Source organism: Bradyrhizobium sp. 25ACV (genome assembly GCF_054863005.1).
The window spans coordinates 1-264 of sequence record NZ_JAVAYO010000132.1; the positions used below are offsets into that span (position 1 = coordinate 1).

The window sequence follows — 264 nt, forward strand, 5'->3', positions numbered from 1 at the left end:
TGGGCGCGGTTGCAGGAAAGCGCGGGGCCGAACTGGTCCTCGCTGATGCCGTTGGTGATGCCGTTTTCCAGGGCCCAGAGGACTGCCTTAAAATAGTAGCTTTCCTCGGAGACATCCAGGAAGGGATTTTCGGTGCTGGTGGGCTCGGGGCAGCCAGCGTACCGCCACAGCATGGTCACGGCTGCGGCGCGATTGGTGGGGGTCATGGAGCCGAAGGTGTCGGCACTGATGCCGTTGGTGATGCCCGTTCTCTGCGCCCAGCGG

1 protein-coding gene is annotated in these 264 nt (G+C 63.6%); it reads right to left on the reverse strand.

The genetic code is table 11. The features are described 5' to 3' along the window. On the reverse strand, positions 1-264 hold a 264-nt coding region (locus tag RAD04_RS38860; protein WP_461627991.1), incomplete at both ends, for an S-layer homology domain-containing protein.